Origin of the sequence: Avibacterium sp. 20-129, from assembly GCF_026226845.1 — a bacterium.
GTDB lineage: Bacteria > Pseudomonadota > Gammaproteobacteria > Enterobacterales > Pasteurellaceae > Avibacterium.
This window is the reverse complement of sequence record NZ_JAKKOE010000001.1, coordinates 549,892-570,358: the sequence shown is the minus strand read 5'-3', so window position 1 is coordinate 570,358 and position 20,467 is coordinate 549,892. Positions and strand designations below refer to the sequence as shown.

14 protein-coding genes and 1 riboswitch are annotated in these 20,467 nt (G+C 40.8%); of the genes, 10 read left to right on the top strand and 4 right to left on the bottom strand.

The window, feature by feature from the left end; all coding sequences use genetic code 11:
• Positions 1-112 precede the first annotated feature (112 nt).
• From L5B90_RS02655 to L5B90_RS02645, 3 genes are all read left to right on the top strand, one after another.
• Positions 113-1,219 carry a CYTH domain-containing protein gene (locus tag L5B90_RS02655; RefSeq protein WP_265762069.1) on the top strand — a complete coding sequence of 369 codons (1,107 nt, stop codon included), beginning with the start codon at positions 113-115 and terminating at the stop codon, positions 1,217-1,219.
• Positions 1,212-2,588, top strand: a complete 1,377-nt coding sequence (radA, locus tag L5B90_RS02650; protein ID WP_250364402.1) for a DNA repair protein RadA — start codon at positions 1,212-1,214, stop codon at positions 2,586-2,588. Before L5B90_RS02655 ends, radA begins: the two co-directional genes overlap by 8 nt.
• A gap of 150 nt (positions 2,589-2,738) precedes the next feature.
• Entirely contained in the window at positions 2,739-7,508 is a 4,770-nt protein-coding gene (locus L5B90_RS02645) for a S6 family peptidase (RefSeq protein WP_265762068.1), read from the top strand.
• 50 nt (positions 7,509-7,558) lie between these two features.
• On the opposite strand, the gene L5B90_RS02640 is transcribed toward L5B90_RS02645, so the two are convergent.
• The 4 genes from L5B90_RS02640 to thiM are packed head-to-tail and all read right to left on the bottom strand — an operon-like array spanning position 7,559 to position 11,079.
• Positions 7,559-8,779 (bottom strand): NRAMP family divalent metal transporter, encoded by a 1,221-nt coding sequence (locus tag L5B90_RS02640; RefSeq protein WP_265762067.1) that lies wholly within the window; start codon positions 8,777-8,779, stop codon positions 7,559-7,561.
• Positions 8,780-9,442 (bottom strand): thiamine phosphate synthase, encoded by a 663-nt coding sequence (gene thiE / locus L5B90_RS02635; protein ID WP_250350450.1) that lies wholly within the window; start codon positions 9,440-9,442, stop codon positions 8,780-8,782. It abuts the gene before it with no gap.
• Positions 9,435-10,256, bottom strand: a complete 822-nt coding sequence (gene thiD / locus L5B90_RS02630) for a bifunctional hydroxymethylpyrimidine kinase/phosphomethylpyrimidine kinase (protein WP_250350449.1) — start codon at positions 10,254-10,256, stop codon at positions 9,435-9,437. Before thiD ends, thiE begins: the two co-directional genes overlap by 8 nt.
• Before the next feature lie 13 nt (positions 10,257-10,269).
• Positions 10,270-11,079 (bottom strand): hydroxyethylthiazole kinase, encoded by an 810-nt coding sequence (gene thiM, locus L5B90_RS02625; protein WP_442778757.1) that lies wholly within the window; start codon positions 11,077-11,079, stop codon positions 10,270-10,272.
• Positions 11,080-11,214: 135 nt separating this feature from the next.
• Positions 11,215-11,309, bottom strand: a riboswitch (TPP riboswitch).
• Positions 11,310-11,492: 183 nt separating this feature from the next.
• Between thiM and L5B90_RS02620 the strand changes: the two genes are divergently transcribed.
• The 7 genes from L5B90_RS02620 (at position 11,493) to uvrC (ending at position 20,402) form a co-directional block, all read left to right on the top strand.
• Positions 11,493-13,946 (top strand): DNA internalization-related competence protein ComEC/Rec2, encoded by a 2,454-nt coding sequence (locus L5B90_RS02620; RefSeq protein ID WP_265762066.1) that lies wholly within the window; start codon positions 11,493-11,495, stop codon positions 13,944-13,946.
• Positions 13,947-13,986: 40 nt separating this feature from the next.
• On the top strand, positions 13,987-15,735 hold the full coding sequence (gene msbA / locus L5B90_RS02615) for a lipid A ABC transporter ATP-binding protein/permease MsbA (protein ID WP_250364408.1): 1,749 nt from the start codon (positions 13,987-13,989) through the stop codon (positions 15,733-15,735).
• Positions 15,736-15,795: 60 nt separating this feature from the next.
• Positions 15,796-16,806 carry a tetraacyldisaccharide 4'-kinase gene (gene lpxK, locus L5B90_RS02610; protein WP_265762065.1) on the top strand — a complete coding sequence of 337 codons (1,011 nt, stop codon included), beginning with the start codon at positions 15,796-15,798 and terminating at the stop codon, positions 16,804-16,806.
• Positions 16,807-16,872: 66 nt separating this feature from the next.
• The gene (locus L5B90_RS02605) at positions 16,873-17,103 is read left to right on the top strand and encodes a Trm112 family protein (protein WP_265762064.1); all 231 of its coding nucleotides are present in this window, start codon (positions 16,873-16,875) and stop codon (positions 17,101-17,103) included.
• A complete protein-coding gene (gene kdsB / locus L5B90_RS02600; protein ID WP_250364411.1) occupies positions 17,103-17,876 on the top strand; it encodes a 3-deoxy-manno-octulosonate cytidylyltransferase in 774 nt (257 codons plus the stop codon). Before L5B90_RS02605 ends, kdsB begins: the two co-directional genes overlap by 1 nt.
• Positions 17,877-17,913: 37 nt before the next feature.
• Positions 17,914-18,522 (top strand): YidB family protein, encoded by a 609-nt coding sequence (locus L5B90_RS02595; RefSeq protein WP_265762063.1) that lies wholly within the window; start codon positions 17,914-17,916, stop codon positions 18,520-18,522.
• Between the two features lie 47 nt (positions 18,523-18,569).
• On the top strand, positions 18,570-20,402 hold the full coding sequence (gene uvrC / locus L5B90_RS02590; protein ID WP_265762062.1) for an excinuclease ABC subunit UvrC: 1,833 nt from the start codon (positions 18,570-18,572) through the stop codon (positions 20,400-20,402).
• The last annotated feature ends 65 nt before the right edge of the window (positions 20,403-20,467 follow it).

Here is a 20,467-nt window from a genome sequence, read left to right as displayed (position 1 = left end):
CTCTCTTGTTTAAGCCTATGCGCGCGTAAAATACACTATATTTCATCGAAAAAACAAGGAATTTATTAGATAATATGAAAAAACTTGATTAAGATTGGAAGGAATAGACAAAATGAGTACAGAAATTGAATTAAAACTACTAATTCCGCCGTTTCGGTTAAATTCATTTAAGCAGAATTTGATGAAAAGTGAACCGTGCGCTCATCAGCACGCTTTTTTAGGGAATACCTATTACGACACCGCAGATAAATTTTTTGCTCAACACCAAATGGGCTTGCGTGTTCGCAAAGAAAATCAACAGGTTACCTTAACCTTGAAAACAAAAGGTAATACTATTGGTGGTTTACATATTCGCCCTGAATATAATTTGCCACAGCAAAATGAAAGCCCAAACTTCGCTCAATTAGTGGAAGATTATGATCTTGAACCAGGTTGGAAAAACCTTGCATTACAGCCGATTTTTGCGACAGATTTTGAGCGAGAAACTTTTTTAATTCGCACCGCACTTTCTGCAGGCATTGTCATAGAAATTGAAGTGGCAATCGATCAAGGCAAAATTATTGCAGGTGATAAGCAGGCAGAAATTTGCGAAGTGGAGTTTGAGTTAAAGCAAGGTAATATCGCGGATTTGCTTAATTATGTGCGTACCTTAGGATTAGAAAACGGTATGCGATTAAGTGCCATTAGCAAAGCACAACGGGGTTATGCATTGGCGGAAAATTATCAGCCTAAAGCACAAAATTGGCTAGATAAGTGGCGTGATTTTTTAAACTTCTCCCAAGGTGCGGGCAATTTTTCACAAAAATTAACCGCACTTTTTCAACTTGAACAAAATTTAATTGAAGAAACTTTTGCCTTAGGGCAAGCTTATTTTTCAGAAGATTTCTTGCGTACGGTGGAACGAATTGGTGCATTTTTTAACCTTTATCATTTTTATACAGAAAATGGTAAGTTATTGGAAAATGCCTTTAATCAACAAGGGTTAAACGACACCCTTAAAACTGACTGGCTAGCGTTGGTGGAAAGCAGTCAGCAATGTTTAGCAGAATGCAAACAGCTTATTACACAGCATAGTGAAAGGAAAAATAATGCTGAAGTCATCGCACAATTATTTGATTTCTTACAATCAGCATTTTATTTACAACGAATGTTAAATCTTATTTCGCTGACTTATCTTGAAACGCATTTTGCGGAAAATTTGGAGGAAAAGAATGGCTAAAGCTAAAACGGCTTTTGTATGTAATGATTGCGGTGCGGAATATGCACGTTGGCAAGGACAATGTAATGCGTGCAAATCTTGGAATACCATTACAGAAATACGCCTTGCGCCTGCAAAATCGAGCAGAGCCGATCGCTTTAGCGGTTATGCGGGAGAAACACAAGCCAAAATTCAAACTTTATCGGAAATCAGTTTACAAGAAGTCCCTCGTTTTCATAGTGGTTTTTATGAGCTTGATCGTGTATTAGGCGGAGGAATTGTGCCGGGAAGTGCGATCTTAATTGGCGGACACCCAGGGGCGGGGAAAAGTACACTCTTATTACAAGTGATGTGTGGTTTAGCACAAAATATGACCGCACTTTATGTGACAGGGGAAGAATCTTTACAACAAGTTGCAATGCGAGCCAATCGTCTTGGGCTACCGACAGATCGCTTAAAGATGTTATCCGAAACCTCGGTAGAACAAATTTGTCATCTTGCCGATCAACTTAAACCGCAAATCATTGTGGTGGATTCTATTCAAGTGATGCATCTAGCGGATATTCAATCCTCACCGGGAAGTGTTTCTCAAGTACGAGAATGTGCCGCTTTTCTTACGCGTTATGCCAAAACTCGCCAAGTTGCCATTATTATGGTGGGACACGTTACGAAAGACGGCACGCTTGCAGGACCAAAAGTCTTGGAACACGCCATTGACTGTTCACTTTTATTAGAGGGGGAGGCAGATAGTCGTTTTCGTACCTTACGTAGCCATAAAAATCGTTTTGGCGCGGTGAATGAACTCGGGGTTTTTGCAATGACAGAACAAGGCTTGCGTGAGGTGAAAAACCCCTCAGCCATTTTCTTAAGTCGTGGCGAAGAACAAACCGCAGGCAGTTCAGTGATGGTGCTATGGGAAGGAACTCGCCCTTTATTGGTTGAAATTCAAGCCTTGGTGGATCATTCAATGCTCGCCAATCCTCGCCGTGTTGCCGTGGGGTTAGAACAAAATCGCTTGGCATTATTACTGGCTGTATTGCATCGCCACGGCGGTTTGCAAATGTCTGATCAAGATGTTTTTGTTAATGTGGTTGGTGGGGTAAAAGTAACGGAAACCAGCGTCGATTTAGCCTTACTTCTTGCGCTTATTTCCAGCTTCCGCAATCAGCCATTACCACGCGATTTAGTGGTTTTCGGTGAAGTGGGATTAGCAGGAGAAATTCGCCCTGTACCAAGTGGGCAAGAACGGATTTCTGAGGCAGCTAAGCACGGATTTAGCCGCGCTATCGTTCCCTTTGCTAATAAACCTAAAAGTGCGGTGAAAAATATGCAAGTTTTTACCGTAAAAAAACTGAGTGACGCCTTGGCGATTCTAGATGACTTTGATTGAATGACGATGAAATCAGTGGGAAGAGGCGATTGAGGGCATTTTTTACAGATTAAATGGCTAATAATGATGTTGTTTAATAAATAATCTTGCTATACTTCGCCACCCTGATTTTAGCTATTTATAAAACCTGTTATTGTTGAATAAACTATTATGATGAAATTAACTCCTACTTTCTGTTTTCCTATCCCTTTCCGTTATTCCCGAATTGCACTTTTAATTGCTTCTTGTGCAACACCTTTTGCACAAGCGTCTGTTGTCCGTAGCGATATTGATTACCAATATTTTCGTGATTTTGCTGAAAATAAAGGCAAATTTATTGTGGGTGCGAGTAATATTGCGATTTTCAATAAAGAAGGGCAGGAAATTGGGGTAATGATGAAAGATATCCCAATGCCTGATTTGCGTACTGCAACTAGAAATTTGGGTGTTGCGACATTAATTGCGCCGCAATATATAACAAGTGTTGCGCATAATGGGGGCTACCAAAGTGTTCAATTTGGTGGAGAAGATGTTAATCCAGATTCTCATCATTATACTTATAGTCTTGTTGATAGAAATAATTATCCCTCTGGTGAGGCTCTCCATAAAGATTATCATGTTCCGCGTTTAAGTAAGTTAGTGACTGAGGTGGCACCTGCTGAAGTCAGTGATGCGGAGCAAACAAAAGCGGTTAATACGGATATGTCCCGTTTTCCTGTTTATGTTCGTGTGGGTTCTGGAACGCAGTATCTCCGACATTCTGATGAAAAAGGTGATTTGGAAAGAATTTCTGGCGCTTATTCCTATTTAACTGGTGGGGCATCTATGCCAATCAATGACGTAAAAGGTGGGAATACCGATACAGTTAGTTTTGCTAGTATTTTTAATGATAAGTATGGACCAATGGCGACTTATGGAAGAGCTGGAGATAGTGGTTCAGGCTTATATGCCTTTGATACGTCGAAAAATAAATGGGTACTGGTTGGGGTGCTTAACTTTGATTCTACCGATGATAATAATAAAAACATTTGGACATTGCCTCGCTTGCCTTTTATTAAAGAAAAAGAAAATGAAGATATTGCAGGAAATATTGTAAATCAACGTGCGGGGGAGATTTGGCACTGGCGTAAGGAAAATGATACTAATAATAGTACAATAAGTGATGCGACAAATTCCTTGTCTGTTCCTTTAAGAAATCAAAATGATACGAATGTTCAATCTGCCAATAATGCGGGAAAAACGGTAAATTTTTCTGGTGTTGATGGTGGTACTTTACTTTTAGAAAATAATATAGATCAAGGGGCAGGAGCGCTTTTTTTCAATAGCAATTTCACCGTTAAATCTGAAACAAATCAAACTTGGCTTGGTGCAGGCGTTTCTGTTGCTAAAGATAAAACTGTGACTTGGCAAGTTGCAAACCCACAGGGAGATCGCCTATCTAAAATTGGTGAAGGAACTTTATTTGTTAATGGTAGAGGTGAAAATTTAGGCGATATCAGTGTAGGAGATGGTACGGTTATTTTAGCTCAGGAGGCGGACGATAAAGACAAAAAACAGGCGTTTAACCAAGTGGGGATTACCAGTGGTCGTCCGACTGTCGTTTTGCAGAGTTCAGATCAAATTAACCCTGATAAATTGTATTTTGGATTTCGTGGTGGGCGTTTAGATTTAAATGGAAATGCTCTGACTTTCCAACGTATTCAGCATTCAGATGAAGGCGCGATGATAGTGAATCATCGTACCGATAAATCAGCTAGCCTTAACCTGACAGGTGTTACCTTTTCTGAACAAGATTTAACTTGGGGAAGTTGGATGAAAGCAGGTTATGATATTTATGAATATATTAATCAGCATGCAAATGGGCGTACAGATTATTTTGCGTTAAAAAACAGTCCTTATAGTTATTATCCGACTAATCAAACTAGTTCAACGGATTGGGAGTATTTGAGTAGCGATCGGAATGAGGCAGTCAAAAAGATCATAGATCGTAAAAATGCGCAGTTTCTATTTACTGCATTTACCGGTTATTTAGGGGAGAAAGCATCAGACAAAACGAATGGTGGATTAAACGTAAGTTATCAACCAGTAAGTGAGAAAGCCGTTTTATTATTGTCTGGTGGAATGAATTTAAATGGCGATCTTTCTATTCAAAAAGGGGAGGTCATTTTATCTGGTATGCCTACGCCACACGCGCGTGATGTTTTAAATAATCGTGAAGTTATTTTGGATGATGATTGGATTGATCGTCGCTATCAAGCTAATCATATTAATGTTGATCGAGCAACATTAACGGTAGGACGTAATGTTTCTTCTCTTTCAGCTGATATTAACGCAACAAATAATGCTGTATTAAATCTAGGCTACCAGCCAACGCAAAAAGTGTGTCTGCGTTCTGATTATACAGGAGAGGTAAGCTGTGATACGCCAACCTATAATGAGAACGTATTACATACCATTCCAAGAACTCAATTTACCGGTAATGTTACGCTGTCTGAGCAAAGTGCCTTAAATTTAGGAAAAACAGATTTCATTGGGGCGATTCAAAGCGAAAATACAAGCCAAACAGTATTATCAAAAGAGGCTCATTGGAAATTGACAAAAAATAGCACGCTAGGAAACTTAACGTTAGATGAAGGCGCTCAAATTACATTGAGCCAAGAAAATAAACCATTTAATACCTTAACGATTAATGGTGATTTAAGTGGAAAAGGGAAATTTTATTACCGCACTAAGTTTTCAACGCGAGAAAGCGATCAGGTTGTTGTTAATGGAGAAGCATCGGGAGAGCATACCTTAGTTGTCAATGATACGGGCAGTGAACCAGAACGTAGCAAAGCCCGCCTTACATTGCTGACAGCGAATGGTTTATCAGATAATTTATCTGTCACCTTGCAAAATAACTATGCTGATATAGGTACTTATCGTTATAACCTAATTAAAGAAGGCAATGCTTTCCGCCTATATAACCCAATTGTAGAAAAACAAATTGAGCAAGAAGAACGCCAAGCTGCGGAAGAGCAAGCGCGTCGTGAAGCAGAAGCAAAACGTTTAGAGGAAGCACGTAAAGCCGCCGCAGAAGAACAGGCTCGCCGTGAAGCAGAAGCAAAACGTTTAGAAGAAGAAAGTAAAGCTGCGGAAGAGCAAGCTCGCCGTGAAGCAGAAGCCAAACGTTTAGAAGAAGAACGTAAAGCTGAAGCGGAAGAGCAAGCGCGTCGTGAAGCAGAAGCCAAACGTTTAGAGGAAGAACGTAAAGCCGAAGCGGAAGAACAAGCGCGTCGTGAAGCAGAAGCAAAACGTTTAGAAGAAGAGCGTAAAGCAGCAGAAGAACAGGCACGTCGTGAAGCAGAAGCCAAACGTTTAGAAGAAGCACGTAAAGCCGTAGCGGAAGAGCAAGCGCGTCGTGAAGCAGAAGCAAAACGTTTAGAGGAAGAACGTAAAGCTGAAGCGGAAGAGCAAGCTCGCCGTGAAGCAGAAGTAAAACGTTTAGAGGAAGAACGTAAAGCTGAAGCGGAAGAGCAAGCGCGTCGTGAAGCAGAAGCAAAACGTTTAGAGGAAGAACGTAAAGCTGAAGCGGAAGAGCAAGCGCGTCGTGAAGCCGAAGCAAAACGTTTGGAAGAAGAACGTAAAGCCGAAGCGGAAGAGCAAGCCCGCCGTGAAGCCGAAGCAAAACGTTTGGAAGAAGAACGTAAAGCCGAAGCGGAAGAGCAAGCTCGCCGTGAAGCAGAAGCCAAACGTTTAGAAGAAGAACGTAAAGCCGCAGCGGAAGAGCAAGCGCGTCGTGAAGCAGAAGCAAAACGTTTAGAAGAAGAACGTAAAGCCGCGGCAGAAGAACAGGCTCTCCGTGAAGCAGAAGCCAAACGTTTAGAAGAAGAACGTAAAGCCGCAGCGGAAGAACAAGCTCGCCGTGAAGCAGAAGCAAAACGTTTAGAAGAAGAACGTAAAGCTGCAGCGGAAGAGCAAGCTCGTCGTGAAGCAGAAGCAAAACGTTTAGAGGAAGAACGTAAAGCCGCAGCGGAAGAGCAAGCTCGCCGTGAAACCGAAGCAAAACGGTTAAAGCAAGCTGAGTTAGTGAGCCGTGTATCAAATACTGGATTATCAGAGCTTTCGGCTCAAGTGAATGTGGTGCTTGAAAAAGATCAGCATTTAAATCAGCGCCTTTTCCAAGCTGGCAGCCAGCAAGCTCAACTATGGACAAATGTTGGTGTTCAAAGAGGTGATTATCAGTCCGATAATTATCGTCATTACGAACAATATAGTTCCTATACTGAATTAGGTGCAGAAAGTCCGTTGAATGAACAAGGTATAAGTGTCGGCGCTATGGTATCCCATACACGAGCTAATATGAATTATGATCAAGCAAGCGGTAAGCTTAGATACTCTCAAGCAACGCTCTATGGCAAAATTCAAAATAGTAAAGGCTTATTCGCCGCTATTGATTTGGGGTATGGACGTTCTAATAACAAGATTACGCTAGACAGCCATTCAATTAAATTTAAGCGTAATATATTTGCTGCGGGGATGAGTTTAGGCAAAAAATGGGATTTAGGATATATGGATCTTAATACCTTGTTAGGCTTAAGGTATCACCATTTTACAAAAGCACATTACACATTAGAGGATGCAAGCATTGATTCGCCATCATTAGATTTAGTGAACTATTATGCTGGAGCGGAATTGTCAAAAACTTGGTCTTGGGAAAGTATTTCGATTACGCCAAAATTGGCACTATATTATTTTGATGCGAGCCGTAAAACATTCGATCACGCAATAATGGTGAACAACAATCAGTTGGTGCAACAATTTAATCGTGGTTGGCAATATCAGACAGGGCTTGATTTCGGTGTTGGGGTATTCTCAATGGGAATGACATTTACCTATGAAAAAAGCCAAGAGGCGGCAAATAATAGATTAGTTGATTTGAAGGTGACTTATAAATTCTAGATAGATTAAACAATGCCCCTTTTGGGGCATTATTATTTTTAGCCTAATCTTTATAGTTGAACGAAATAGATAATAATCATAATGACTAAATAGCTCAATCCCAACCAAGCTAACCTTATTAGTATTGGATTAGGTGAGAGCTGTTTTGCTAGGCTGAGGTTTAGCCACGCAAAAATAGGGGCTGATAGGAAAGAAGCCGTCATTGCAAAAGGGATCATTTTACCGATAGCGCCACTAAAAAATTGAATAATAATGAAACTCGCAAAACAAGCCGCTAACATAAAATAACGTAATCCTTTTTCATTATTAACATCTGTTTGTGCGCCAAATTTGAGTAGCTGAATTGTTTGTTGATTGCAACGAGAATAGCCATCAACAGCAACAATTGTGGTGCCATAAATACACACAAATGCGATGAGCGCAATAAACCAACGGCTCCATTCCCCAATGCTTAGTGCATACATTTCTACAAATAAATGAATAAATTTGCCACCGCTAAGGGGGGGAATGGTATTACCATATTGAATTAATGCGCCAAGTGCCATAAACATTAAAGCTAACACAATGGTTGTGAGATAGCCGATATTAAAATCTAATTGATGATGTTTTTGATAATTTGGCGTTAATCGTCTTTTTTGTACCACCCATAATGAACTGGCAATACTGAGTTCCATTGGGGCAGGCATCCAGCCCATTAATGCAATTAAGAACGGTACGGCAGCGAGACTCCACGCATCAGGTGGAACAAAATCAGCCACTGGTGGCGATGTTTGTTTAGTAAAAGCAAGCACCAACGCAATGAGGGTGATTACGGAGAGAAGTAGCATAATGCTTTTTGATACTTTATCTAATCGCTGATATTGGCGATAAAATAAGATCACTAAAAAACTCACTAATACAATAATGTTAAGACTATTGAGATCAATAGAAAAAGGAAGCAACATAGCCAATAGTACGGCAGAAAGTAAGGTTCCACCTGCAATATTCACCACTGTTGCAAAGAGATTGAATAATAGAAATAACCATAAGTACCCTTTACCTTTTTCTGCATAGCCTTGCAATACGCTTTTATTTTGCGTTGCACTATAATCAAATGCAAAGCGGAAAAAGGGGTATTTAAGTAAATTTACTAAAATAATTAATCCAGCTAATTGATAGCCATAATATGCGCCAGCCTGTGTAGAGGCTATAATATGAGAGCCACCAACACAGGAGCAAGCCATAATCACACCCGGACCTAAATTACGTAATAGAGAAAGGTTTATTGTCATTTATTCACCTAGAATTGCTTTTACTGTTAATGCGACATCTTCCGCTTGCATAATGGTGGAGATCACGGCAACGCCATCTGCACCGTTTTGTAGAAGTGGTTTCACGTGAGGGGTTTTTATGCCACCAATGGCGACTAATGGCTTAGTAATTCCTTGCTCACGCAAATATTGAACAAAATTAATGCCGACATCTGGAGCCGCGTCAGATTTTGAAAAAGTTGGAAAAATAGGACCGCACCCATAATAATCAACGCCATTGAAATCATTATGTTGTTGTGCTTGTTGCAAGGTATTGACCGATAAACCGATCAGCATTTTGCCTTGAATTTGTTGAGCAAGCTTATCTACCGCAAAATCTTTTTGCCCAACGTGAATGCCGTCAGCCTTCAATTTTTCTGCGAGTGCAACATCATTATTCATAATAAAAGGCACATTATATTGTTGACATAATGCCTGACATTGGCGAGCAAGCTGTTCAATTTCCGTTGGATCTTGCAATGAAAATTGCCCTTTTTCACGAAATTGATAACAAGTAATACCAGCTTTTAACGCCTGTTCTAAACGATCTAACAAGGTTTGTTGTGGATTGTTGGCATATTGTGGTAGATGACGGCAATCTTGTGTGCCAGCCACCAAATAACAGCGTAAAATGTGTTTATTCATAATTTTTTTGCTCCTGTGAATAAGCCCAGTGATTCGTTGGACCGTGTCCGTGTCCGATATTTAAAGGGTGCGTTATGGCACTTGTGATAAACGCTTTGGCCGTTTTGCAGGCTTGCTCTAAAGATTGTCCTTTTGCGAGTTCAGCGGTTAAACAAGCGGAAAACGTGCAGCCTGTGCCGTGCGTGTGTGGCGTATTAAAACGCGGACTTTCCAAAATAAAAGATTGCGTTGGCGTGAAAATAAAATCTTGGCATACTGTGCTTTTTGAATCTTGTTGATGACCACCTTTTATGATCACTGTTTTTGCGCCCATTTGTTGTAAATGTTCAGCAATTTTCTGGATACTGTGCTGATCTTCTGCTTTCAATCCAGTTAATGCTTCTGCTTCGGGTAGGTTGGGGGTTAGCACATCGGCTAAGGGCAATAATTGCTCACGCATTGCATTGATTGCCGATTGTTCCAATAAACTAGCGCCTCCTTTAGCGATCATAACAGGATCTATCACAATATTAGGAATCGGGTGTACCTTTAAAAATGTGGCTACGGTGTGAATAATTTCCGCAGTGCCTAACATACCGAGTTTCACCGCATTGGGCGTGAAGTCTGCGATAATCGCATTCAGTTGCGCTTCAATAGTTTTAGGCGGAATTAAATGAATATCGGTTACCCCTAAGGTATTTTGTGCGGTAACCGCAGTAATCACACTCATACCAAATACATTCTGCATTTGAAAGGTTTTTAGATCTGCTTGAATACCCGCACCACCGCCACTATCTGAGCCGGCAATTGTAAGGGCTTGTGCAATATGAGCCATTTTTTCTCCTTATTTATGCTGATTTCTCTATGCTAACTCGTGCAAATTTTGCCACTTGCTGGTCATTCAATTCGCCAAGTGAATCTAAAAGTGCGGTGTAAAATTGCCCATATTTTGTTGGCGCAAGATGTTGTGCCGCTAATTCTCCTGCTACGGCATAAGCTGTACAAGCTTGTACGACGGCCTCAAAAGGAGAATGCGGTTTAACCGCCAAAAATGCGCCTAACACTGCGCCGAGTAAACAGCCCGATCCTGTGATTTTAGGAAACATTGCCGTTCCATTATGAATGGTGGTTAATTGCGTTCCATCACTAATATAATCCACCTCACCACTTACTGCGACAATACATTGATAACGTTGCGCAGCAAGCATTGCAATTTCGCCAATATTGCCATCACCTTGTCCCGCATCTACGCCTTTCGCCGACCAATTTACGCCAGCTAATTGAGCAATTTCGCCAGCATTGCCACGAATAGCAGTGAATTTTACCTTTTTAAGTAATTCAGCGATTACGTCCTTGCGATATTGCGTTGCGCCGACCCCGACAGGATCAAGCACAACGGGAATACCAGCTTGATTTGCAGCTTGTCCTGCCGCCAACATCGCTTTCACTTTAAAGGGATCGAGTGTACCAATATTAATAGACAAGGCAGCACTGAATTGAGCAAGATCGGCCATTTCTTCTTCCGCATCCGCCATAATCGGCGATGCACCTAAAGCGAGTAGCCCATTAGCCACATAATTTGCTACCACAATATTCGTAATGCTATGAATTAACGGGTTTTTTTGACGGATTTGTTCTAACAAATTGAATTGCATCATATTCTCCTATTATGCATAAGAAGGGAGTAAAAAATAAAATACCAATGATAAAAGTAGATTTTTATTCATTGATAGGAAATAAAAAGTAAGAAATTAGGGAATAAAACAGAAATAGGGTGCGGTATAAAATTAGACAAGTTTTCATAATAAGTTTCCTACGTCAGTGCTAACTGGATCAGGTTCAACGGGTATCATCTCAGCTACTTAACGTAGCACCCCGACTATTAATGCTTTTCACTCTACAAAGAAATGAGGAGAAAGACAATATTAATCGTCATAATTTTTTTGTTCTTTAAGAAATATTTTTAATTTTGCGAGCGAGATCGCAAAAATGATTTAAGGGCATTGCGAAAGGGCGGTGCTTTTTTCATAGTATTTTTATTTGTCATCGTAAATGTGAACCTTATGTTGGAATGAAATTTGCGCTCAAATTAGATGTGATTTTATGGCTGATTATTGGTGCTGGCTTGAGTTTACTTTATGTTCCGAAAGGCCTATTAATGAACTTACATTTAATGTTTTGGCTTGTGGGAAGTGGAGCATTGGCAGTCTTGATTGCCTATGCTTTTACTTATTACAACACGGCAAAATGCCTCATTTATGGGGTGATTTTTGTGTTGAGTTTAGGGTATTTTCATTTCCAAGCGAATCAGCTTTTGAGCCAAGCAGAACAGCTTGCCCGTGTAAATAACCACATCAGCACGCCAATCAAGATCGAGAAAATTTTACATCAGCAAGATTATCAAACGATTATTGCCACAGCGAAATTAGCAGAAAAGTTGCCCGAACAGCGTATTTATTTACAATGGCAAAGCAAGAATAACACCGTTTCAGATAGGAAAATTGAAGCGGTTAAAGTAGGGCAAATTTGGCAGGCAGAATTATTGCTTAAACCTTTAGCAAGCCGTTTAAATCAAGGCGGTTTTGAACGGCAAAAATGGTATTTTTCACAAGGCATTAGCGCCTATGGCAGAGTAAAAAGTGCGGTAAAAATTGCGGAGAATTTTTCTTGGCGCGAGCGATTATTGCAAGTCAGTTTTCAGCAGACCCAAGGTTTATCTATGCAAGGACTGTTACTGGCATTGGGTTTTGGCGAACGAGCGTGGCTTAACCCTGAACATTGGCAAATTTATCAGAAAACAAATACGGCACATCTCATCGCAATTTCTGGTTTGCATATTGGCTTGGCAATGTTACTCGGTTTTGCTCTCGCAAGAGTAATGCAGTTCTTTTTACCCACTCACCGAATAGGGGTGATTTGGCCATTATTATGTGGGATTTTCATTGCGTTAATTTATGCTCAGCTAGCTGGATTCTCTATTCCCACCTTAAGAGCATTGCTTGCCTTATGCTTGGTTTGTGTGATCCGAATGCTACGCTGTTATTATACCGCTTGGCAGTATTTTCAATGGGTGGTGGCATTGCTTATGCTATGGGATCCAATGATGTTACTTTCCGTCAGCTTTTGGCTTTCTGCGGGCGCGGTAGCGAGCTTGATTTTATGGTATCAGCTTGTTCCTTTAGATTGTATTAAGTGGCAAATTTATCCGATTAAAAATACGTGGGTGAAGAAACTAGTGCGCTGGATTTTTTCCTTATTTCATCTGCAATTGGGGTTGCTATGTTTATTTACCCCTATTCAGCTTTATTTTTTTCACGGAATGGCTTTATCGGGAATGATAGCAAATCTTTTCGCTGTGCCGTTGTTCAGTTTCTGTCTTGTCCCAATGGTGCTGTTTGCCGCATTGAGCCAAGGGGCATTGGGTTCGTGGCAAGGGGCAAATTGGCTTGCAGAATACCTCACCGAGTATCTGGCACAATGGCAAGGATATTGGTTGAATATATCTCATAAGCAAGGGCAATGGATTGTGATTCTATTACTTGGTTTAGGATTACTTTATGTTCACTTTTTGCAGTATTTTCAGCAAAATTCACAGCTAAAAGTAATGAAAAAACCGATCTTAGCGGTAAAAAAGAGCATTTCACTTAATGCAGAAAAATTGCCTAATCCGCGATTTCTGCAAAAAATGAAGTTTATTTTTATAGGCTTGCTTAGCATAATGCTGATAAATTTAGGGTGGCAAGGGATAAATACACCTAAATGGCGGTTAGAAACCCTTGATGTCGGGCAGGGCTTGGCTACCTTATTGGTGAAAAATCAGCGTGGCATTTTATATGACACTGGAGCGGCTTGGCGTAATGGCAGTATGGCTGAGTTAGAAATTTTGCCTTATTTGCAACGACAAGGCATTGTGCTAGACAAATTGATTTTGAGCCACGATGATAATGATCATTCAGGGGGGGCAGAAGCGATTTTACAGGCATTTCCAGAGGTTGAATTGATGGCGTCTTCTCGAAAAAATGCGTCAAAAAAACACCGCACTTTTTGTCTTCAAGGAAAACAATGGCAATGGCAAGGATTAACTATTACTGCGCTTTCACCGCAACAGATCCGAGATCGTGCAGAAAATCCAGACTCTTGCGTACTGTTGATTGATGATGGGCAATATAAGGTGCTTTTAACAGGGGATGCGGACAGTCAAACAGAGAGCCAATTTGCTGATTTAGCTGGAAAAATAGAGATATTGCAAGTGGGACATCACGGCAGCAAAACCTCTAGCAGTGAATATTTTATCAAAACAGTACAACCGAAAATTGCGTTGATTTCTAGTAGCCGTGGCAATCCGTGGCATTTTCCTCACTCAGTGGTTTTAGCACGTTTAAAGGCACAACAAAGTGCGGTGTATAATACCGCTGATTTTGGTCAGATTAGTCTATTGTTCTTCCCTGAGCAGATAAAAATTCATACCGCAAGATCGGAATTTTCCCCTTGGTATCGGGGATTAATTGGCTTGTTGGCAAAATAAAGGTAAAATGGCGAAGTTTTTTAACGGAAATGAATAAATTATGCAAGATAAAGACTTAACTACGCTGCAAACGTTCAAACGCTTATGGCCAATTATTGCGCCTTTTAAAGCAGGGTTAATTGCCGCTGCAATAACACTCGTATTTAACGCATTGGCTGATGCAACTTTAATTCAAATGCTTAAACCTTTATTAGATGATGGATTCGGTAAAGCGGATGTTGGCTTTTTGCGTTTAATGGCAGTGGTCGTCGTTTTAGTGATCATCGTAAGGGGGGTAACAAGTTTTATTTCTACTTATTGTTTAGCTTGGGTTTCAGGGAAAGTGGTGATGACAATTCGCCGCCGTTTATTTAAGCATTTAATGTATATGCCCGTTCCCTTTTTTGATCAAAATTCAGCAGGAAAATTACTTTCTCGTATTACTTACGATAGCGAACAAGTCGCCAATTCATCATCAGGTTCTTTAGTAACTATTGTGCGTGAAGGAGCGTATATTATCTCTTTGCTTTGCGTAATGATTTATACCAGTTGGCAGCTTTCCTTAGTGCTTTTTGTGATAGGACCGATTATTGCGGTGCTAATTCGTATGGTATCGAAAAAATTCCGCGAGTTAGGTAAAAATATGCAAAACTCAATGGGAGAGCTGACTTCTTCGGCAGAACAAATGCTAAAAGGACATCGAGTAGTACTTTCTTTCGGTGGACAAAAAATTGAAGAAGAACGCTTTAATAAAGTAAGTAATGATATGCGCCGTAAGGGAATGAAAGTGATGGTGGCAGATGCCATTTCTGATCCTGTGGTACAAATTATCGCCTCTTTTGCCTTGTCAGCGGTGCTTTATTTGGCAACCGTACCAGAAATTATGAGCCAAAACCTCACGGCGGGGTCTTTTACGGTGGTGTTTTCTTCAATGCTTGCAATGATGCGACCGTTGAAATCTTTAACTAACGTAAACGCCCAGTTCCAACGTGGTATGGCGGCTTGTCAAACCTTGTTCGCTATTTTGGATATGGCAACTGAGAAAGATAACGGTACTTACCAAGTAGAAAAAGCGAAAGGAAATATTGCATTTAAAGATGTTACGTTTAGCTATTCAGGCAAAGAGCATCCCGCATTAAATCATATTTCTTTTGACATTCCACAAGGTAAAACCGTGGCATTAGTTGGGCGTTCAGGCTCCGGGAAATCTACAATTGCTAATTTAGTTACCCGTTTTTATGAGATTGAACAAGGGGAAATCACCCTTGATGGCGTTAATATTCAAGATTACACCCTGAGTAATTTGCGTGAAAATTGTGCGGTGGTCTCACAACAAGTACATTTATTTAATGACACTATTGCCAATAACATTGCTTATGCCGCAGCAGATAAATACAGTCGTGAAGATATTATTAAAGCCGCCAAAGCAGCACACGCGATGGAATTTATTGAAAAGTTAGAAAATGGTTTAGATACCGTCATTGGCGAAAATGGGGCTAGTTTATCGGGCGGGCAACGTCAGCGTTTGGCGATTGCTCGTGCCTTGTTGCGCAATTCTCCCGTGTTAATTTTAGATGAAGCAACATCAGCCCTTGATACGGAATCTGAACGAGCGATTCAAGCAGCCCTTGAAGAATTACAAAAAGAGCGTACCGTTTTAGTTATTGCGCACCGTTTATCAACCATTGAAAAAGCTGATGAAATTTTGGTGATTGAACACGGTGAAATTAAAGAACGAGGCACGCATCAAGCGTTGCTTGCGTTGAATGGGGCTTATAAGCAGTTACATCAAATGCAGTTTAATCATTAATTTTGTATTGATGGACGAATTTTCAGCGTACATCAATTTCCCCATTTTAATGAGGTGATAATGAATTTTTGGTATCAATCGGATCTTTTCGCAAAAGCACTAAAGTGGTTATTATCACCTTTCGCCTTGTTATTTTTGCTCATTATCAGATTACGATCTTGGTTATACCAGCGTGGGATTTTGTCTTCTTACAAAGCCCCCGTTCCCGTAGTGATTGTGGGGAATTTATCTGTTGGAGGGAATGGCAAAACCCCTGTGGTGATTTGGCTCGTGCAACAATTACAGCAACAAGGCATTCAAGTGGGGGTGATTTCACGCGGTTATGGGAGTAAAGCAAAAGGTTATCCCCGTTTAGTAACCAGTCAAGATGATCCTGTGGAAACAGGTGATGAGCCATTATTGATTGCGAAACGCACTAATGCCCCTGTGTGTATTTCACCAAATCGTCAGCAGGCGATAGCGCATTTACTTGCGCATTTTCCTTGCCAAGTGATTATTAGCGATGACGGCTTACAGCATTATAAATTACAACGAGATAAAGAAATCGTGGTGCTAGATGCTCAGCGTCAATTTGGTAATAGTTTTGTTTTGCCAGCAGGTGCGTTACGAGAGCCAATCAGTCGTTTAAAAAACGTTGATTGGATTATCAATAACGGGGCGCCAACGCCTTTTAGTCAAACTGTAATGACTTTAATACCGCACTTTGCGATTCATTTGCAAACGGGGGAAAAGCGTCCATTGCGCGATTTTGCAGAACAACCTATTACCGCCATTGCAGGCATTGGTAACCCTCAGCGTTTTTTCACAATGTTGCAAACCCTGTCGATGAACGTGGTAACAAGCCAAGCCTTTCAAGATCATCAAGCTTATCATTTAGCCTTATTTGAAAAATTTGATCAAAACCAACCGCTCTTTATGACAGAAAAAGATGCGGTCAAATGTCAAAATTTTGCGCAGCCAAATTGGTGGTATGTGCCTGTTGAAGCGGAGATTACTTCACCACAAAGTAAGCAATTTATAAGCGAATTAATTCAAGAGATAAAAACAAGAGAAAAAAAGACCGCACTTTAGCTTTATTTACCTGCGTTTGATGACAGGGTTAAACATAACCTTCTGAAAAGCAGTGGAGAAATTTTAATGAACGAAAAACTACTCGACATTCTCGCTTGCCCCCTTTGTCAAGGGCGCTTGAAATATCAAAAAGAAAGCGAACAGCTCATTTGCCCTTTTGAGCAATTGGCATACCCGATAGAACAGGGTATTCCCGTGTTACTTGCGGAACGAGCAATACCGTTACAACAAGAAAAAGCTCAACAACAAGAAAAAGCCCAACAACAAGAAAAAGCCCAACAACAAGGGGAAGAATAATGACAACATTTACCGTAATTATTCCTGCACGTTTTGCCTCAAGTCGCTTACCCGGCAAGCCCTTAGCGGATATTGCTGGTAAACCAATGATTGCTCACGTTTGGCAGCAAGCACAACAATCAGGTGCAAGCCGAGTCGTGGTGGCAACGGATAATCAAGATGTTGCAACTGCGGTGCAAGCCTTTGGTGGCGAAGTGTGTATGACCTCAACGAATCATAATTCAGGCACGGAACGCTTGGCGGAAGTGGTGGAAAAATTAGCCCTAGCAGATGATGAAATTGTGGTCAATATTCAAGGTGATGAGCCGTTAATTCCCCCGGTGATCGTGCAACAAGTCGCGGATAACTTAGCCAATAATGCCGTGAATATGGCAACCCTTGCTGTCCCATTGAATGATGCTGAAGAATTATTTAACCCAAATGTGGTGAAAGCTGTAGCAGATAAATCAGGCAATGTCTTGTATTTTTCCCGTGCGCCAATTCCTTGGAATCGCGATCAATTTGCTGGGTTATCCGATGAACAAAAAACACAGCTTGTGCTACAAACCCCGTATTTACGCCACATTGGTATTTATGCTTATCGTGCAGGATTTATTAAGCAATATGTGCAATGGCAACCTTCTGCGTTAGAAGGTATTGAATCTTTAGAGCAGTTACGGGTGTTGTGGTATGGTGAAAAAATTCATATTGATCTTGCGAAAGAAGCCCCTGCTGTCGGTGTAGATACGCCGGAAGATTTAGAAAAAGTGCGGGCGATTTTAGGACATTATTAATTCCTCTTTCACTATTTATTCAAACTAAGGAAAAAAGATGTTAGACAAAATGTTAGGTTCAGTTTTAGGTTCGGTATTAGGGAACAATTCAGCGCCACAAGGGCAAGGTAATGTGGTGAGTGACGTGTTGCAACAGTTATTACGTTCACAAGGTGGTGTACAAGGTATTTTTGCTAAGTTACAACAAGATGGCTTAGGTGGATTGCTAGATAGCTGGATCGGCACGGGTTCAAACCAAACGATGACAAGAAATGAAGTCAGCCAAACTTTCGGGCAGAATACTATTGAAGATATTGCTCAACAAACAGGTATTAGCACTAATCAAACAGAAGATATTATTTCTCAGGTACTACCGAGTTTAATTGATATGCTAACACCGAATGGGCGTCAAGGCGGAGTGTCGGCAGATAATTTAACTCAATCAATGCAGGCTCACAACGATAATCCGCAAGATGTGCTAGGTTCTGTGCTAGGTGGCATTTTTGGTGGTTCATCAACCCAAGGTGAAACAAATGGCTCAGTTTTAGGTGATTTGTTTAAGCAAATTTTAAACACACCAACACAAACAAGCCAAACACAAGAAGAAAGCTCAAATGATGAGTTAGCGAAAGACATCAATGCGATCCTAAATAATTTCTTTAAATAATTTTTAGGGCGGATTCATTCCGCCCTGCTTAATCATTCATAACCAAAATGACCTTTGATGCCAAAAAGTTTCTCGCTAACGTAACCCACGATCCCGGTGTTTATCGTATGTATGACGATAAAGATCAGGTGATTTATGTGGGCAAAGCCAAAGATTTAAAAAAACGCTTATCTAGTTATTTTCGTACCAATTTATCGAGTAAAAAGACGGAAGCCCTCGTTGCAGCCATTCATCGTATTGAAACGACCATCACTTCAAGCGAAACAGAAGCGTTGCTGTTAGAACATAATTATATTAAAACCTATCAGCCACGCTATAACGTGCTATTGCGTGATGACAAATCTTATCCTTATATTTTGCTTACCAAAGAACGCCACCCAAGGATCACGGCGTATCGGGGGAGTAAAAAAATTCAAGGTGAATATTTTGGGCCTTATCCTAATGCGGGCGCCGTGCGTGAAACCCTTTCCTTATTGCAAAAGTTGTTTCCTGTGCGGCAATGTGAAAATTCGGTTTATCGCAACCGCTCACGTCCTTGCTTGCAATATCAAATTGGGCGTTGTTCTGCGCCCTGTGTTGCAGGCTATATTTCTGATGAAGATTATAACCAACAAGTGGATTTTGCTCGTCTTTTCTTACAAGGCAAAGATCAACAAGTGCTAGATCACCTTGTCGGCAAAATGGAGCAGGCAAGCCAAGCCCTAAATTTTGAAGATGCAGCACGCATACGAGATCAAATTCAAGCTGTGCGTGCCGTCATTGAAAAACAATTTGTCAGTAATGATCGCCTTGATGATATTGATATTATCGCCATTGCTTACCAACTTGGTATTGCTTGCGTACAAGTGTTGTTTATTCGACAAGGCAAAATTTTGGGCAACCGCAGTTATTTCCCGAAAGTGCCAGCCAATACGGATTTATCCGAACTCACCGCCACTTTCGTAGGGCAATTCTATTTGCAAGCACACCAAGGACGAACCGTGCCAAACACCATTATTGTGGATCATAAATTGGTAGAAAAAGCTCAATTAGAAACCTTGCTCGCTGAACAAGCTGGGCGTAAAGTGCAAATTCAAGACAGTGCCAAAGGGGATAAAAGTAAATATTTACAGCTTGCACAAATGAATGCGAAAGCTGCATTGGTTACGCAACTGAAGCAATCCACGCTTATTCAAGAACGCTACCAAGCCTTACAAGATTTACTTGGCATAGAAAAAATTCAGCGAATGGAATGTTTTGATATTAGTCATACGATGGGAGAACAAACCATTGCGTCTTGTGTGGTGTTTAATCAAGATGGACCGCTGAAATCCGATTACCGCCGTTTTAATATCACGGGCATTACTGGCGGTGATGATTATGCCGCGATGGAACAAGCCTTATTAAAACGTTACGATAAAGATCTGGAAAGTGAAAAAATTCCTGATGTGATCTTTATTGATGGCGGAAAAGGGCAGCTGAACCGTGCCTTGCAAGTGTTTGCACAACTCAAGGTAAAATGGGATAAAAAACGACCGCACTTGATTGGCGTGGCAAAAGGTGTGGATCGCCGTGCTGGCTTGGAAACCCTCATCATCAGCAAGCAAGATCGCGAAATCAATTTACCCCCAGATAGCCTTGCCTTACATTTAATTCAACATATTCGTGATGAAAGCCATAATCACGCGATTAGCGGACACAGAAAAAAACGTCAAAAAGCCTTTACTCAAAGTGGCTTAGAAACCATTGAAGGGGTTGGGGCAAAACGCCGCCAAGCCTTGCTTAAATACCTTGGAGGAATGCAAGGGGTGAAAAAAGCCACCCTTGACGAAATCGCCTCCGTACCGGGGATCTCAAAATCCTTAGCAGAGAAAATCTTTGAGGCGATGAGGGGGGAATAGAGGTGCTAATTAGACATTATTTGAGTAAAATTTGAGAAAAAATACCGCACTTATATTTTTTCTTG

What these genes read in the sequence shown, in the direction of transcription:
- L5B90_RS02595 (WP_265762063.1), top strand. Translation starts at nt 17,914, where the DNA reads ATGTTAGACAAAATGTTAGGTTCAGTTTTAGGTTCGGTATTAGGGAAC.
- L5B90_RS02655 (WP_265762069.1), top strand. Translation starts at nt 113, where the DNA reads ATGAGTACAGAAATTGAATTAAAACTACTAATTCCGCCGTTTCGGTTA.
- thiE (WP_250350450.1), bottom strand. Translation starts at nt 9,442, where the DNA reads ATGAATAAACACATTTTACGCTGTTATTTGGTGGCTGGCACACAAGAT.
- uvrC (WP_265762062.1), top strand. Translation starts at nt 18,570, where the DNA reads ATGACCTTTGATGCCAAAAAGTTTCTCGCTAACGTAACCCACGATCCC.
- thiD (WP_250350449.1), bottom strand. Translation starts at nt 10,256, where the DNA reads ATGGCTCATATTGCACAAGCCCTTACAATTGCCGGCTCAGATAGTGGC.
- L5B90_RS02620 (WP_265762066.1), top strand. Translation starts at nt 11,493, where the DNA reads ATGAAATTTGCGCTCAAATTAGATGTGATTTTATGGCTGATTATTGGT.
- kdsB (WP_250364411.1), top strand. Translation starts at nt 17,103, where the DNA reads ATGACAACATTTACCGTAATTATTCCTGCACGTTTTGCCTCAAGTCGC.
- thiM (WP_442778757.1), bottom strand. Translation starts at nt 11,079, where the DNA reads ATGATGCAATTCAATTTGTTAGAACAAATCCGTCAAAAAAACCCGTTA.
- L5B90_RS02640 (WP_265762067.1), bottom strand. Translation starts at nt 8,779, where the DNA reads ATGACAATAAACCTTTCTCTATTACGTAATTTAGGTCCGGGTGTGATT.
- L5B90_RS02645 (WP_265762068.1), top strand. Translation starts at nt 2,739, where the DNA reads ATGATGAAATTAACTCCTACTTTCTGTTTTCCTATCCCTTTCCGTTAT.
- radA (WP_250364402.1), top strand. Translation starts at nt 1,212, where the DNA reads ATGGCTAAAGCTAAAACGGCTTTTGTATGTAATGATTGCGGTGCGGAA.
- lpxK (WP_265762065.1), top strand. Translation starts at nt 15,796, where the DNA reads ATGAATTTTTGGTATCAATCGGATCTTTTCGCAAAAGCACTAAAGTGG.
- msbA (WP_250364408.1), top strand. Translation starts at nt 13,987, where the DNA reads ATGCAAGATAAAGACTTAACTACGCTGCAAACGTTCAAACGCTTATGG.
- L5B90_RS02605 (WP_265762064.1), top strand. Translation starts at nt 16,873, where the DNA reads ATGAACGAAAAACTACTCGACATTCTCGCTTGCCCCCTTTGTCAAGGG.